This window comes from Nocardia sp. NPDC051832 (genome assembly GCF_040681285.1).
Lineage (GTDB): Bacteria > Actinomycetota > Actinomycetes > Mycobacteriales > Mycobacteriaceae > Nocardia.
On record NZ_JBFAYL010000008.1, the window covers coordinates 66,007 to 82,910 of the forward strand.

Consider the following 16,904-nt stretch of genomic DNA (forward strand, 5'->3'; position numbering starts at 1 on the left):
TCAGGAATCCGAGTCGAGCGCCAGCCGGATCAGGCTTTCGTCGTCCAGCTCGTCGATCAGGTCGGCCGGTTCGGCCGGCGGCGCCGCCACGGGCGCGGCGCCGGCGAGCCGCAACAGCACATCCATCAGGCCCGCGTCACGCAGCCGGGAGATCGGAATCTCCGCGAGCGCTTCCCGGATCCGTTCCTCGCCCGGATCGGTCCCGTTCGGGGTCGCGAACAATTCGGCGAGCAGGCGTCCGGTCAACGCGGTCAGCGTCGGGAAGTCGAACACCAGCGTGGCCGGCAGGCGCAAGCCGGTCGCCCGGCTCAGCCGGCCGCGCAGTTCCACCGCGGTGAGCGAGTCGAAACCGAACTCCCGGAACGGGCGGTCCGCCGGTATCTCCTCCGCGTCGGCGTGACCGAGGACGGAAGCGGCGCGCGCACGGACGAATTCGAGCAGCGCGTCGTGCCGTTCCGGCTCCGGCAAACCGGCCAGCCGGGCGCGCAGCACCGCGGATTCGTCCCCGCCGAGCTCCTCGGCCGACGGCCGTGCCTGGTGCAGTTCCGTGAGCAGCGGGCTCGGCCGGGCGACGGTGAACGTCGATCCGAACTGCTCCCAGTCGATCTCGGCCACGGTGAGCCCGGTTTCGTCCTGCCCCGCGATCTGCCGCAGCGCGGCCAGCCCCAGATCGGTCGCCATCGGGGCGACGCCGCGCCGGCGCAACTGCTCCTCGGTGACACCGGGAGCCATGGTGCCTTCGGCCCACGGTCCCCACGCGATCGTCGTGGCCCTGCGGCCCCGTCGACGGCGGCGGTCCGACACTCCGTCGAGGAACGCGTTCGCCGCCGCGCCCGCGGCCTGTCCCGCACCGCCCCAGACCGCGGCGACCGAGGAGAACAGCACGAAGGCGTCCAGGTCCCGGTCGGCGAAGATCTCGTCCAGGTTGCGCGCGCCGGAGACCTTGGGCGCGAACACCTTCGCCAGCATCGCGGGTGTGAGCTCGGCCAGCCCGGCCGATTCGGCGACCCCCGCCGCGTGGACGACGGCCGTGATCGCGCTGCCGTCGGACTCGACCGTGCGGACCAGGTCGGCCAGCGCGGACCGATCCGCCACATCACAGGCCGCGACGGTCACCCGGACCCCGAGTTCCGCGGCGAGCTCCGTCGCTCCCGGAGCACCGCGGCCACGACGCGAGACCAGCACCAGATGCTCTGCCCCCGCGCCGGCGAGCCACCGCGCGATCCGCGCACCGACCGCACCGGTCCCGCCCGTGACCAGTACCGTGCCGCGCGGCCGCCACTCGCCCGCGGCCGAGAGCGCCGCGGCCGGCACCCGCGACAACCTGCGGGCCGATACCCCGGCCGAACGCACCGCGAGCTGGTCCTCACCGGTGTTTCCGGCCAGCACGCCGGCCAGCCGGGCCGCCGCCCGATCGTCGAGCACCTCGGGGACGTCCACCAGACCGCCCCAGCCGCGCGGATACTCCAGCGCCGCAACCCGTCCCAGCGCCCACAGCTGCGCCTGCCCCGGATCGACGACCGGTTCGGACCGACCGGGCGCGACTGCCCCGCGGGTGAGGCACCACAGCGGCACCGCCACCTGCGCCTCATGCAGTGCCCGGAGCAGTTCCATGGTCCCGGTCAGGGCGCGCGGCACCACCGGATGCTCCGGATGCGGCCGCCCGTCCAGTGCCGTGAGGGCCAGCACCCCGGCCAGCTCGGCCCCGTCGGCGAGGACCGCACGGACACGGTCCGGTGCGACCGTCATCGTTTTCGCGCCGTGGCGTTCGATCGCCTCGGTGCACTCAGCGGCGTCGTGGCCGTCCGGCGCCACCACCAACCAAGTCCCCGACATCGCGGGCACGGGGTCCGCGACCGGGTGCCAGCCGATCCGGTAGCGCAGTGCGTCCACCGAGGACCGGGTGCGCCGGCGTTGCCGCCACGCGGACAACATCGGCAGCACCGCGGTCAGCGAGGAGAGCTGTTCGGCCCCGTCGCCGCCGACGGAGGCCGCGAGCGCACCGGCATCCCCGGCCTCGACGGCGGCCCAGAATTCGCCGTCCACCGCGTCCGCGGTGTGGGCGGCCGGCTGCGGCGGCAGCCAATACCGCTGGCGCTGGAAGGCATACGTGGGCAGGTCGACCCGGCGGGCGCCCGCCACGAGCCCGGTCCAGTCCACCGCACCGCCCTGCACCCAGACCTGGGCCAGCGACGCCACCATGCGAGGCAAGCCGCCCTCGTCGCGGCGCAGCGAACCGGTGACGACCACCTCGGCGGCGCGGTCCTCGGCGGTTTCCTGCACCGGGACCGTCAGGACGGGGTGCGGGCTCGCTTCCAGGAAGGTCCGGTGCCCGTCGGCCAGCAGAGCGCCGACGGCGTCCGCGAAACGCACTGTCCCGCGCACATTTCGGTACCAGTAGTCCGCGTCCAGCCGCTCGGTGTCCACGATCGCGCCGGTCACCGTCGAGTAGAACGGCACCCCGGCCGGGCGCGGGGAAATCGGCGCCAGCGCCGAAAGCAATTGCTCGCGAAGGTGTTCCACGTGCGCCGAGTGCGAGGCGACACCGGCCGGGATCCGTCGCGTGTCGACCTCCGGCAGGCTTGCCCGCAGTTCGTCCAGCGCCGCGTCCGTACCGGAGACGATGACCCGCCGCGGCCCGTTCACCGCGCCGATCGCCAGCTCGTCACCCCAGAGCGCGATCAGCTCCCGGACCTCCGCCGGCGGGAGCGGTACCGACAGCAGCCCGCCGTGCCCGGTCATGCGCACCATCGCCCGGCTGCGCAACGCGACCACCCGGGCGCCGTCGGCGAGGGACAGCGCACCGGCGACACAGGCCGCGGCGATCTCACCCTGCGAATGACCCACTACCGCAGCGGGTTCGACGCCCATCGAGCGCCACCACTCGGCCAGCGAGACCAGGACCGCCCACAACACCGGATGCAGGACATCCAGGCGCTGCAACGCCGCTTCGTCGCCGATCATGTCCCGCAGTGACCAGTCGACGAACGGCGCGAGCGCCTGCTCGCACTCGGCCAGCCGGGCGGCGAACACCGGCGACGAATCCGCCAGTTCCAGCGCCATTCCGGGCCACTGGGAGCCCTGACCCGGGAAGACGAAAACTACCTTGCCCGGCTCGCCGACGGTTCCGGTGACTACTGCGGCGTCCTCGGCGCCCCGGGCCAGCGCGGTCAGTCCGGCCAGCAGTTCCGCCCGGTCCCGGCCGACGACCACGGCCCGCTGCGCGTACGCGGGGCGTTGGGCCAGCGACAGTGCGATATCGGCCAGTCGCACTTCGGGATCGGCGAGCACGCGGGCCCGCAGTCGTTCCGCCTGTGCCCGCAATGCCGCCGTGCTCTTGGCCGACAGCGGCCACGCGGCGGTGTCCGGGCCGGGCGGCACCGCCTCGGGCGCTACCGGTTCCGGCTCGGGCGGCGCCTGCTCGAGGATGAGATGGGCGTTGGTGCCGCTCAAGCCGAACGAGGAGATCCCGGCCCGCCGGGGTACCCCCGAATCCGGCCACGGCACCGGCGCTTTCAGCAATTCCACCGCGCCCGCCGACCAATCCACCTCCGGCGTCGGCTGGTCGATGTGCAGTGAGGCCGGCAGCGTCTGATGCCGCAGCGCGAGCACCATTTTGATCACTCCGGCCACGCCCGCGGCGGCCTGGGTGTGCCCGAGGTTGGACTTCACCGAGCCCAGCCACAAGGGCCGCTCCCGGTCCTTGCCATAGGTGGCCAGCAGCGCCTGCGCCTCGATCGGATCGCCGAGCCTGGTGCCGGTGCCGTGCGCCTCGACCGCGTCGACCTCCGACGCGGCCAGCCCGGCGTTGGCCAGGGCCTGCCGGATCACCCGCTGCTGCGACGGACCGTTCGGAGCCGTCAGCCCATTGGACGCACCGTCCTGATTGACCGCAGAACCCCGCACCACGGCCAAGATCTCGTGCCCGTTGCGCTGCGCGTCGGACAACCGCTCCACCAGCACCATGCCGACGCCTTCGGAGAAGCCGGTGCCGTCGGCGGCCGCCGCGAAGGCCTTGCACCGGCCGTCCGGCGCGAGCCCGTCCTGCTGGGTGAAGTCCTCGAAGATCAGCGGGGTGGCCATCACGGTCACGCCGCCGGCCAGCGCGAGCGAGCACTCACCGGCCCGCAGCGACTGGGCCGCCAGGTGCAGTGCCACCAGCGACGAGGAACACGCGGTGTCCACGGTGACCGCGGGCCCCTCCAGGCCGAAGGTGTAGGCGATGCGCCCGGACACCACACTGGTCGCCACGCCGGTCAGGGCGTAGCCGTCGGCGGCGCCGCCGTAGCCCTGCGCCCAGGTGCCGACGAACACGCCGACTTGGCTGCCCCGGATGGTCTCGGGGTCGAGCCCGGCGCGATCGAACGTCTCCTGCGACGCCTCGAGCAGCAGGCGCTGCTGCGGGTCCATCGAGACCGCCTCCCGAGGCGAGATCCCGAAGAATCCGGCATCGAAATCACCCGCGTCATACAGGAATCCGCCTTCCGCGGTGGCCGATCTGCCGGCCGTGTCCCAGCCGCGGTCGCGCGGGAACTCCGACATCACGTCGGCGTCGGCGCTGAGCAGGCGCCACAGTTCCTCCGGTGAGCCGATGCCGCCGGGGAACCGGCAGCTCATCGCCACGATCGCGATCGGCTCGTCGGCGGCAAGCGGCGCCGGCGCCGCGGCGTCCGTGCCCGGCGCGGTCCCGACCAGTTCGGACCGGATGAAACCGGCGACCGAGGCGGCGCTGGGATAGTCGAAGATCAGCGTGGTGGGCAGGCGCAGACCGGTGGCCACGCCGAGCCGGTTGCGCAGTTCGACCGCGGTGAGCGAGTCGAACCCGATCTCGTTGAAGGCCCGCACCGAGTCGATCGCCTCCGGACCGGTGTGGCCGAGCACCACGGCGGCGTGCGTGCGCACCAGCTCGACCAGGAATTCGTCCCGCGCCATCGGGGTCATCGCGGAAAGGCGTTGTGTCAGTGTCGAATCCACGGCGACTACATCGGCGGCGCTGCGCCGTCCGCGAGCGCGAGTCAGGCCGGTGAGCAACGGGGCGACCGGCCCGTTGATCTTCGCGAGGTCGAGATGGAACGGCAGCAGCAGCGCTTGATCGGCGCGCAGGGCCGCGTCGAACAACGCCAGCCCCTCGGCGACCGACAAGGCTTTCGAGCCGCCGCGGGCCATCCGGGCCAGGTCGGCGTCGCCGAGGTGGCCCGAGATGGCGCTGCGCTCGGCCCATAGGCCCCAAGCCAGCGCGGTGCCGGGCAGGCCGCGGGCCCGGCGGTGCTGCGCGAGCGCGTCCAGCACCGAGTTCGCCGCCGCGTAATTGCCTTGTCCCGCACCGCCGAAGGTGGCCGCGATGGAGGAGAAAAGAATGAACTCCGCCAGGTCCAGGTGTGCGGTCAGCTCGTGCAGGTGCCGGGCGGCGTCGGCTTTGGGTCCCATGACCGCGTCGACTCGGTCGGGGGTGAGCGAGCCGATGACGCCGTCGGCGACGGTTCCGGCGGCGTGCACGACGGCCGTCAGCGGATGCGCGGCGGGTACCCGGTCGAGCAGCTGCCCGACCGCGCCGCGGTCGGCGAGATCGCAGGCGACCATGGTCACCTCGGCTCCGGAAGCCGTGAGCTCCGCGGACAATTCGGCGTCGAAGCCGCGACGGCTCGCCAGCAGCAGGTGCCGGACACCGTGTTCGGTGACCAGGTGCCGGGCGATGTGCCCGCCGAGCACACCCGTCGCGCCGGTGATGAGCACGGTTCCCGCGGGGTCGAGCGCCCGCGGCACGGTGAGCACGACCTTGCCGATGTGGCGCGCCTGACTCATGTACCGGAAGGCGTCCCTGGCACGGCGGATGTCCCACGCGGCAAGCGGCAACGGCCGCAACTGTCCGCCCTCGAGCAGCGCCCGGATCTCGGCCAGCATCTGCTGGATTCGTTCCGGCCCGGCCTGGAAGAGCTCGAAGGCTCGATAGGCCACACCGGGGTGGGCGGCGCGGACGGCGTCCGGGTCGCGGACATCGGTCTTGCCCATTTCCAGGAATCTGCCGCCGCGCGGCAGCAACCGCAGCGAGGCATCGACGAATTCGCCTGCGAGCGAGTCGAGTACGACGTCGACGCCGCGACCGCCGGTATTCGCCAGGAAGCGCTGCTCGAACTCGAAGGTCCGCGAGGAGGCGATGTTGGCCTGCGGGATCCCGTTCGCCCGCAACACCTCCCATTTGGCCGCGCTCGCGGTGCCGAAGACCTCGGCGCCGAGGTGGCGCGCCAGCTGGACCGCGGCCATGCCGACACCGCCCGCGGCGGCGTGCACCAGTACCCGCTCCCCCGCCCGCAGGTCGGCGAGATCGACCAAGGCGTAGTAGGCGGTGAGGAACACCGCCGGAACGGTGGCGGCTTCGGCGAAGGTCCAGCCCGCCGGAATGGCGGTGACCAGCCGGTGATCGGTGATCGACACCGGACCGAAAGCCCAAGTCAGCAAACCCATCACGGGATCGCCCGGCGCCAGGCCGGTGACGCCGGGGCCGACTTCGAGCACGACTCCGGCACCCTCCAGCCCGAGCTGCGCGCCGGTTCCGGGGTACATGCCGAGCGCGTTGAGCACGTCCCGGAAGTTCACCCCGGCCGCCCGCACCGCGATCCGGACCTGCCCGGGGGCAAGGGGTTCGGTGGCTTCCGGATGCGGCACCAGCGTGAGGTTCTCCAGGGTGCCCGCGCCGGTGGTGTCCAGTCGCCACGCGGCGTCCGCGGGTGCGGCCAGGGCGGGCTTCGCCCGAGCGAGCCGGGGTGCGAGCACTGTTCCGGCGCGGAGCGCCAGCTGCGGTTCCCCCGCTGCGAGCGCCGCGGTGAGCGCATCGAACGCACCGTCGGCCGCGTCGATGTCCATGTCGGCGAGCAGAATTCGATCCGGATTCTCCGATTGCGCCGACCGGACCAGACCCCAGATCGCGGCGTGCGCCGGATCGGGCACGCTGTCGCCGGGGGCCGCCGCGACCGCGCCGCGGGTGAGGACCAGCAGCGAGGACGTGCCTTCGCGCTGCCAGGACTGCAAGGCATCGAGCGCGCCGTACAGCGAGGTCAGTTCCCGGTGCGCTGTCACCTGGTGCCCGCCGGCGATCAGGGCGTCCGCGATCTCGTCGGCTCCGGCCGCGAGCACCGTCCAGGTGTCCGCGCCGGTCTCCGCGCTCGCGGACACCGGCACCCAATCCATGGTGAACAGCGAATTGCGCAGGCTGTCAGTGCGGTTCAGCTGATCGGCGGCGACCGGCCGCAGCACCAGGGACCCGACTTCGACCACCGGCTGACCGGTCATGTCGGCCACCACGAGGGCGTACCCGTCGCTGCCCGCGGGACTGAGCCGCACCCGGAGCGCGCCGGCGCCGGTGGCGTGCAAGGCAATCGAGCTCCACGCGAACGGCAGCCGACCCTTCTCTGTGGGTGCGGCGAAGCCCAGCACATGCTGTGCCGCGTCGAGCAGCGCCGGATGTATCCCGAATCGTTCGCCGTCCATGCCGTCCGGCAGCGCGACCTCGGCGAAGAACTCCTCCCCCAGCCGCCAGGCGGCGCGCAGCCCACGGAAGGCGGGGCCGTAGGCGAAACCGTCCGCGGCGACGCGCTCGTAGTAGCCGTCGAGCTCGATCGGCTCCGCGCCCGCCGGCGGCCATTGCGCCGGTGCGGCAACGCCTTCCGGAGCGTCGGGGGCCAGCACGGCACTGGCGTGCCGGGTCCACGGCTCGTCGGGCGGCGCGGTCTCGGCGCGAGAGTGCACCGAGACGCTGCGCCGGTCGCTGTCGTCGGGTGCGCCGACCGTCACCCGGAGCGCGACGCCGCCGCGTTCGGGCAGCAGCAGCGGCGTTTCCAGGATCAGCTCCTCGATCAGGTCGCAGCCGACCTGATCGCCGGCCCGCAGCGCCAGCTCGACGAACGCCGTGCCGGGCAGCAAGGTCGTGCCCATGACCACGTGGTCCGCCAGCCAGGGCTGGGCTTCCAGCGAGAGTCGCCCGCTCAGCACCACGCCACCGGATTCCGGCAGCGCCACGGCCGCGCCGAGCAGCGGATGACCGGTCGCGGCCAGGCCGGCCGAGGTCACGTCCCCGACGGTGGGCACGGCGTCGGGCCAGAACCGCTGACGCTGGAAGGCATAGGTCGGCAGTTCCACCGTGCCCGCGCCGGGAAACAGTGTGGCCCAGTCGATCTCGACTCCATGCACGTGCAGCCGGGCCAACGCGGTCAGCGCGGCGGGCGCTTCGGGCCGGTCCTGGCGCAACACCTGGACGAAGGTCGCGCCGGGCAGGCAGTCCTGTCCCATCGCGGACAGCACACCGTCGGGTCCGAGTTCGAGGAACGTGGTGGCGCCGAGTTCGGCGAGGCATCGCACGCCGTCGGCGAATCGCACAGTGTCACGGACATGCCGGACCCAGTACTCGGCGTCGTAGGCCCGCACCGGCTCGCCGGTCAGGTTCGACACGACCGGAATTCGCGGGGCGTGATAGGTCAGCGCCGCCGCGATCTCCCGGAACTCGGCGAGCATCGGCTCCATCCGAACCGAGTGGAAGGCGTGGGAGACGGTGAGTCGCTTGGTCTTCCGGTCGGCGAATGCTCGCCCGACCGCCTCGACCGCATGCTCGTCGCCCGAAATCACCACCGAGTCCAGGCCGTTGATTGCCGCGATGTCCACCGCGCCGGACAGCAGCGGGCGGATCTCCGCCTCGGTCGCGGCGATCGCCAGCATCGCGCCGCCCGCGGGCAACTGCTGCATCAACCGGCCTCGAGCGGCGACCAGTACACATGCGTCCTCCAGCGAAAGCACCCCGGCGACGTGCGCCGCGGCCAGTTCACCGATCGAGTGACCGAGCAGGAACTCCGGTGTGATGCCGCAGTGTTCGGCCCAGCGGAACAGCGCCACCTCGAGCGCGAACAGCCCGGCCTGGGTGTACATCGTCTGATCGAGCAGCGCGCAGTCTTCGTTGAACAGGACATCGCGCAGCGGCCTGCCGAGGCGGCTGTCCAATTTGGCGCAGACCTCGTCCAAGGCCGCGGCGAACACCGGGAACCGCTGGTACAGCTCACGTCCCATGCCCGCGCGCTGTGCGCCCTGGCCCGAGAACAGGAATGCGACCCGGGTTTCTCCGGCGACGAACCCTTCGATCACGCCGGGCGCCGCGGCTCCGTCGGCCAGCGCACGCAGACCGTGACCAAGCTCGTCGCGGTCCGCGCCGATCACCACAGCACGGTGCTCCAGGTCGGCACGAGTCGTGCTGAGCGACAACCCGATTGCCGCCGCGTCGAGCTCCGGCGCGCGGTCCGTGTAAGTCAGCAGGCGTTGCGCCTGCGCCCGCAGCGCGGCCTCGCTGCGCGCCGACAGCAGCCACGGCAGGCTCACTCCGGTGGCCGGGGCGTCGGCCGACGGCACGGCGGCCGGCAGCACGGCGGCCGACGGCGTAGCGGCCGACGGGAATTCCTCCAGGATCACATGTGCGTTGGTGCCGCTCACTCCGAAGGACGACACACCCGCCCGGCGCGGGCGGCCGTGGTCCGGCCAGTCGCGGGATTCGGCGAGCAATTCGACCGCGCCCGCGGACCAGTCGATGAACCGGGACGGCTGATCGGCGTGCAGGGTCTTGGGCAGCACGCCGTTGCGCATCGACAGGACCATCTTGATGATCCCGGCGACGCCGGCCGCGGCCTGCGAGTGACCGATGTTCGACTTGATCGAGCCGAGCAGCAGCGGACGGTCCCGATCCTGGCCGTAGGTGGCCAGCAGGGCCTGCGCCTCGATCGGATCACCCAGGACCGTGCCGGTGCCGTGCGCCTCCACCGCGTCGACATCCGCGGTGGACAACCCGGCATTGGCCAGTGCCTGCCGGATCACGCGCTGCTGCGACGGGCCGTTCGGCGCGGTCAAGCCGTTCGACGCGCCGTCCTGGTTCACCGCGCTGCCCCGCACCACCGCCAGCACCTGGTGGCCGTTGCGGCGCGCATCCGAAAGCCGCTCCAACACAAGCAGACCCGCGCCTTCGGACCAGCCGGTGCCGTCGGCGTCCGCGGCGAACGCCTTGCACCGGCCATCCCCGGCCAGTCCGCGCTGGCGGGCGAATTCGGCGAAGATCTCCGGCGTCGAGATCACGGTCGCGCCACCGGCCAGCGCGAGCGAGCTCTCGCCGCGTCGCAGCGATTCGCAAGCCAGGTGCAAGGCCACCAGCGACGACGAGCAGGCGGTGTCCACGGTCAGCGCCGGGCCCTCGAGGCCGAGGGTGTAGGCGATCCGCCCGGACATGACGCTCGCCGCGCCGCCGGTGAGGGCATATCCCTCCGCTCCGGCCGCCGGCTGCCGGGCGCCGTACCCGGAGGCCACGGACCCGATGAACACTCCGGCCTGGCTGCCCCGGACCGAGGCCGGATCGATGCCGGCGCGTTCGAAGGCCTCCCACGCGGCTTCCAGCAGCAAACGCTGCTGCGGATCCATCGCCAGCGCTTCACGTGGCGAGATTCCGAAGAATCCGGCGTCGAATTCCGGTACGTCGTAAACGAATCCACCTTCGAGGGTGGTGGAGCTGCCGTCCGCGGCGGTGTCGTAGAGGTGTTCGAGGTCCCAGCCGCGGTCGACCGGGAAGGCTCCGATCGCGTCCACCTCGGCGCGCAGCAGCTCCCACAGCTGTTCGGGTGTGGCGACACCGCCCGGGAACCGGCAGGTCATGCCGATGATCGCGATCGGCTCTGCGGAGGCGGCGACCGCCACCACCGGCGCGGCGGTGGCCTGGAGTCCGAGCAGTTCGGAAACCAGGTGGCCGGCCAGTACGGCCGGGGTCGGGTGGTCGAAGACCAGGGTGGCCGGCAGGGCGAGACCGGTGGCGGCGCTCAGCCGGTTGCGCAGTTCCACGGCGGTGACCGAGTCGAATCCGACGTCGTTGAACGCCCGGCCGGCCGAGATCGCCTCGGGCGAGTCGTGGCCGAGGACGGCGGCGACGGTGGAGCGGACCAGGTCCAGCGCGGTCCGTTCCCGGTCGGCCGCGGGCATTCCCGCGAGCCGGCCCGCCAGGCCGCCGGCCTCGGTAGCCGCCGGGGCAAGCTCGGCGGCTACCTGAACGCCGCCCGATTCGGGTGCGTCCAGCCAGTACCGCTGCCGCTGGAAGGCGTAGGTGGGCAGGTCGATCCGGCGTGCGCCGGATCCGGCGAAGAACGCTTTCCAGTCGACGGGAGCGCCATGAGTGTAGGCCTGGGCGACCGCTGCCAGGAACTGGTCCGCGCCGCCCTGGTCGCGGCGCAACGTGCCGATCACCGCGGCCGGATCGGGGTGACCGTCCACGATCTCCTGCACCGCGGGCACCAGGACCGGATGCGGGCTGCACTCGACGAAGAGCCGATGCCCGTCCGCGAGCAGATTCCCGATCGCGGTGTCGAACCGGACCTGCTGACGGAGGTTCTCGTACCAATACCTCGCGTCCAAGGTCGCGGTGTCGACCCGCTGTCCGGTGACGGTCGAAAAGAACGGCACCGCAGACGAACTCGGCGAGATATCGGCCAGAGCCGCCAGCAGTTCCGCCCGGATCTGTTCGACCTGCACGGAATGGGACGCGTAATCGACCGGGATCGTGCGATTCCAGATCCCGCGGTCGGCGCAGTGCTCGATCAGCTCGGCCATCGCGAGCGGTTCACCGGACACCACAACGGAATTCGGCCCGTTGATCGCGGCCAGCGCGAGCCTGCCGTCCCAACGGTTCAGCAAGGATTCGGCTTCGTCGGCGGGCAACGCGAGCGAAGCCATCGCCCCGCTGCCCGCCAGCGCCGACAGCGCCTTGCTGCGCAGCGCGACGATCTTCGCCGCATCCGGCAGACTCAACGCACCCGCCACACACGCCGCCGCGATCTCACCCTGCGAATGCCCGGCCACCGCACCCGGCTCCACGCCATGCGAACGCCACAGCTCCGCCAGCGACACCATCACCGCGAACAACACCGGCTGCACGACATCGACACGTTCCAGGGCAGCGCCGTCGCGCACAGCGTCCAGCAGCCGCCAGTCGACGTAAGGCTCGAGTGCGGCAGCGCATTCGGCCATCCGCGCCGCGAACACCGGAGCGTCCGTCAGCAGCCGCACCGCCATCCCTGCCCACTGCCCGCCTTGACCGGGGAACAGGAACGCGACCTCGCCGCCGACGGTCGCGCCCTCGACGACGCGCGTGGCCGGTTCGCCGCCCGACAGCGCTTCCAGACCCTGCCGCAGTTCCGTACCGTCGCGGCCGAGGACGACCGCGCGGTGGGACAGCGCGGAGCGGAAGGCCGCCAGCGAGAAACCGATGTCGGCCGGTAGCTCCGTGTCCGCCACGGACAGCAACCGAGCGGCCTGGCCGCGAACGGCATCGGCGCTCTTGGCCGACAGCACCCAGGGGACCTGCGGCAGCTCGGCCGGATCCGGTTGCGCGGCAGGCTCTTCGGCCGGTGTGTGTTCGAGGATCACGTGCGCGTTGGTGCCGCTGATCCCGAACGAGGAGACGGCCGCCCGGCGCGGGCGATCGAGTTCGGGCCAGCCGATCGGCTCGGTGAGCAGCCGCACCGCGCCCGCCGACCAGTCCACCTGCGGGGTGGGTTCGCTCACGTGCAGGGTGCGCGGCAGGGTGCCGTGCCGCATCGCCATGACCATCTTGATGACGCCGCCGACGCCCGCGGCGGCCTGCGCGTGCCCGATATTGGACTTCAGCGAGCCGAGCCAGAGCGGGTGCTCCGCCGGCCGGTCCTGGCCGTAGGTGGCCAGCAACGCCTGCGCCTCGATCGGATCGCCGAGCGTGGTACCGGTGCCGTGCGCCTCGACCGCGTCGACGTCCGCGGTGGCCAATCCGGCGCCGGCGAGCGCCTGCCGGATCACCCGCTGCTGGGCCGGGCCGTTGGGGGCGGTGAGGCCGTTGGACGCGCCGTCCTGGTTGATCGCCGAACCGCGCACGACGGCCAGCACCCGGTGACCGTTGCGCCGGGCGTCGGAAAGCCGTTCGACGAGCAGCATTCCGACGCCTTCGGCCCAGCCGGTGCCGTCCGCGGCGGCCGAGAAGGACTTGCTACGGCCGTCCGGTGCGAGCGCCTGCTGCTTGCTGAATTCGACGAACACCGCCGGTGTCGGCATCACCGTCACGCCGCCGGCCAATGCCATCGAGCATTCGCCGTTGCGCAGCGCCTGGCAGGCCAGATGCAACGCCACCAGCGAGGAGGAGCACGCGGTGTCGACGGTGACCGCCGGCCCCTCCAGGCCGAAGACGTAGGACACCCGGCCGGAGGCGATGCTCGCGGCCCCGCCGGTGCCGACGTAACCGGCCAGCGCCTCGGGAACGGCGTGCAGCCGCGAGAGGTAGTCGTGATACATCACTCCGGCGAAGACGCCGGTCCGGCTGCCGCGCACCGACTCCGGGTCGATTCCGGCGTGTTCGAAAGCCTCCCAGGTGCTTTGCAGCAGCAGCCGCTGCTGCGGGTCCATCGCGGTCGCTTCGCGGGGGCTGATCCCGAAGAAGTTCGCGTCGAATTCCGCCGCGTCGTAGAGGAATCCGCCCTCGCGGACGTAGCTGGTGCCGGTGCGGCCGGGATCGTCGCTGTATTCGACGCGCCAGCCGCGGTCGGCCGGGAAGGCCGCGACCGCGTCGGCGCCGGCTTCGACCAGACGCCAGAGTTCGTCGGGGCCGGTGACCCCGCCCGGGTAGCGACAGCTCATCCCGACGATGGCGATCGGCTCGTCGTCGACCGGGGCCATGGTCGGCATCGGGGGCGGTGCGCTGTCCTCGCCGAGCAGTTCCGAACGCAGCCACCGGGCCAGCCCGATCGGGGTCGGATGGTCGAATACCAGCGTCGCGGGCAACCGGAGGCCGGTGCGCTCGCCGAGCCGGTTGCGCAGTTCGACCGCGGTCAGGGAATCGAACCCGAAGTCCCGGAAGGCCCGGGTGGGGTCGATCTCGCCGGATCCCGTGTGCCCGAGCACAATCGCGATCTCGGCGCGGACCAGGTCGAAGACGACGCGTTCCTGGTCGGCCTCGGACAGTCCGGAAAGCTTTGCCGTGAGCGAGGATTCGGCGGCCGCCCGTTTCGCGGGCACCCGGACCAGGCTGCGCAGCATCGACGGCAGCGAGCCCGCCTTCGCTTGGGCGCGCAGCACGGAGAGATCGAGCCGAACCGGTGCGAGCACGGCGTCGGGCGCCGACCAGGCGGCGTCCAGCAGCGCCAAACCGGCACTCGCCGACAGTGTGCCGGAACCGATTCGGGCGATACGGGCCATGGTCGCGTCGTCCAGGTCCGCGGCCATGCCGTCGGACTGCTCCCAGGTTCCCCAGGCCAGCGAGGTCGCGGGCAGGCCGAGGTCGCGGCGGTGCTGGGCGAGCGCGTCGAGGAAGGTGTTCGCCGCCGCGTAGTTGCCCTGGCCCGACGCGCCGAGTACACCGGCGGCCGAAGAGAACAGCACGAAAGCGGAAAGGTCGTGGTGCGCGGACAATTCGTGCAGGTGCAGGGCCGCGTCGACCTTCGGGCGCAGCACGGTGTCGAGGCGTTCGGGGGTGAGCGCGGAGATCACGCCGTCGTCGAGCACACCGGCGGTATGCACGATCGCCCCGAGGTCGACCCCGGCGAGCAGACGCTCGACGGCGGCGCGGTCAGCCAGATCGCAGGCGGCTCCGGTCACGGTCGCACCGAGTTCGCGGAGTTCGGCGATCTGGTCGTCGGCGGGTCCACTTCGGCTGACCAGCAACAGGTTCCGAACGCCCCGCGTGGTGACCAGATGCCGGGCGACGAGCCGGCCCAGCGAGCCACCAGCTCCGGTGATCAGGACGGTGCCCGCGATGCCCTCGGGGAATTCGGGTTCGTCGGCGGCAAGCGCCACCGGAGCGAACCTGGGCACATGTACGTTTCCGGACCGCAGCACCAACTGCGGTTCGCCGGTGGCGAGAGCGCCCCGCAGCAGCTCGAGGCCGGTGCCGTCGTGGTCGGCGAGCACGAACCGTCCGGGATTCTCGGTCTGCGCGGATCGCACCAAACCCCACACCGCGGCGTTGACCAGATCGGTGATGTCGGGACCGGCCGCACCGCGCGTCAGGAACACCAAGGTGGACTCAGCAAATCGCTCGTCCTCGAGCCAAGTTCGGATCGCGGCGAGCGCCCGGTGGGTCGCGGCGTGTACGGCTGTGGCCGTGTTCTCCGATGCGGGAGTGTCGTCGGATGCGCCGTGCGCGGCGGGGTCGAAGGCCAGGACCACGTATTCGGCGCTGTGCTGGCCGATTTCGTTCAGATCGTGGTGGATCTCGAGGGGGTCGGTGAGCTGTTGCGGCGGCAGGGTGGGCCAGTCGATCCGGAACAGTGATTGTTGCCGGGTCTGGCGGGGGCGGTCGAGTCCGGCCGCGGTGACCGGACGCAGGACGAGGGCGCCGATCGAGGCGACCGGGGCGCCGGTGCCGTCGGCCAGGTCCAGTGCGACTGCGTCGTCGCCGGTCGGGGTTACCCGTACCCGCAGGGTTGCTGCGCCGGTCGCGCGCAGCGCGATGTTCCGCCAGGAGAACGGGACTCGGCCCTGCTCGTCGTCACGGCTCAGGCCGAGGGTGTGCAGGGCGGCGTCCAGCAGCGCCGGGTGCAGTCCGAAGTGTTCCGCTTGTTCCGGGTCGGGCAGGGTGATTTCGGCGAACAGTTCGTGGTCGCGGTGCCAGGCGGCGCGCAGTCCCTGAAACGCTGGTCCGTAGTCGAATCCGACTGCGGCGGTGGCCCATTCGTAGTAGCCGTCCACCTCGATGGGTTCGGTGCCGGCAGGTGGCCATTCGGTCAGCGCGCGCGGCTCGGCGGTTCCGGTCCCGCGGACGGCCAGAGCGCCGCTGGCGTGCAGGGTCCAGGGGTCGTCGGCGGCTGCGTCGTCGGGGCGGGAGTGGATGGTGATCGGGCGGCGTCCGGCGGGGTCGGGCGGGCCAACGAGCAGTTGCACGGCCATGCCGCCGGGCTCGGGCAGGATGAGCGGCGCTTGCAGGGTCAGTTCCTCGACGAGCTCGCAACCGATCTGTTCACCGGCCTGGAGCGCGAGTTCTACGAAGGCGGTGCCGGGCAGCAGCACCCGGCCCAGCACGACATGGTCGGCGAGCCACGGGTGGGTGCGGGTGGACAGGCGGCCGGTGAGCAGCAGCGCGTCCGCGTCCGCCATGGTGATGGTGGCGCCGAGCAGCGGATGGTCGGCCGCGCCCAGCCCGGCCGCGGTGACATCGCCGAAACCGGCGGGCACCTCGATCCAGAACCGCTGGTGCTGGAAGGCGTAGGTGGGCAGGTCGATCCGGCGGGCGCCGGTGCCGTCGAAGACGGCCTTCCAGTCGACGTGAGCGCCGTGCACATGGGCCTGCGCGATCGAGGTGAGGAACTGGTCGTAGCCGCCCTGATCCCGGCGCAAGGTGCCGAGCACGGCCGCCGAATCCGGGTAGTCGTCCAGTGTTTCCTGTACGGCGGGCACCAGCACCGGATGCGGACTGCACTCGACGAAGAGCCGGTGCCCGTCCTCGAACAGGCCCTTGATCGCGGTGTCGAACCGGACCTGCTCGCGCAGGTTGTCGTACCAATACCGGGCGTCCAGGGTCGCGGTGTCCACCCATCCGCCGCGGACTGTCGAGAAGAACGGCACCGCGGACGAAACCGGGGATATCCCGGCCAGCGCGGCCAGCATCTGCTCGCGGATCTGCTCGACCTGCGCCGAATGTGAGGCGTAGTCGACCGGAATCCGCCGGTTCCAGATCCCTTGCGTGTCGCAGTATTCGATCAACTCGGCCATCGCGACCGGCTCACCGGACACCACCACCGAGGTGGGCCCGTTCCGCGCGGCCAGCGTGAGCCGGCCGTGCCATCGAGTCAACAGTGCTTCGACTTCGTCGGCGGCCAAGGTGAACGACACCATCGCACCGCTGCCCGCCAGCGCCGACAGCGCCTTACTGCGCAAAG

Annotated in this window: 1 protein-coding gene (running past one end of the window); it reads right to left on the reverse strand. The window is 71.9% G+C overall.

From position 1 onward, the window contains the following. A protein-coding gene (locus AB0M14_RS35910) for a type I polyketide synthase (RefSeq protein ID WP_365004023.1) crosses the window boundary here: on the reverse strand, positions 1-16,904 show its 3' portion. It continues 2,017 nt past the right edge of the window; only the last 16,904 of its 18,921 coding nucleotides appear in the window; the start codon falls outside the window, past its right edge — the gene reads right to left on this strand; its stop codon occupies positions 1-3.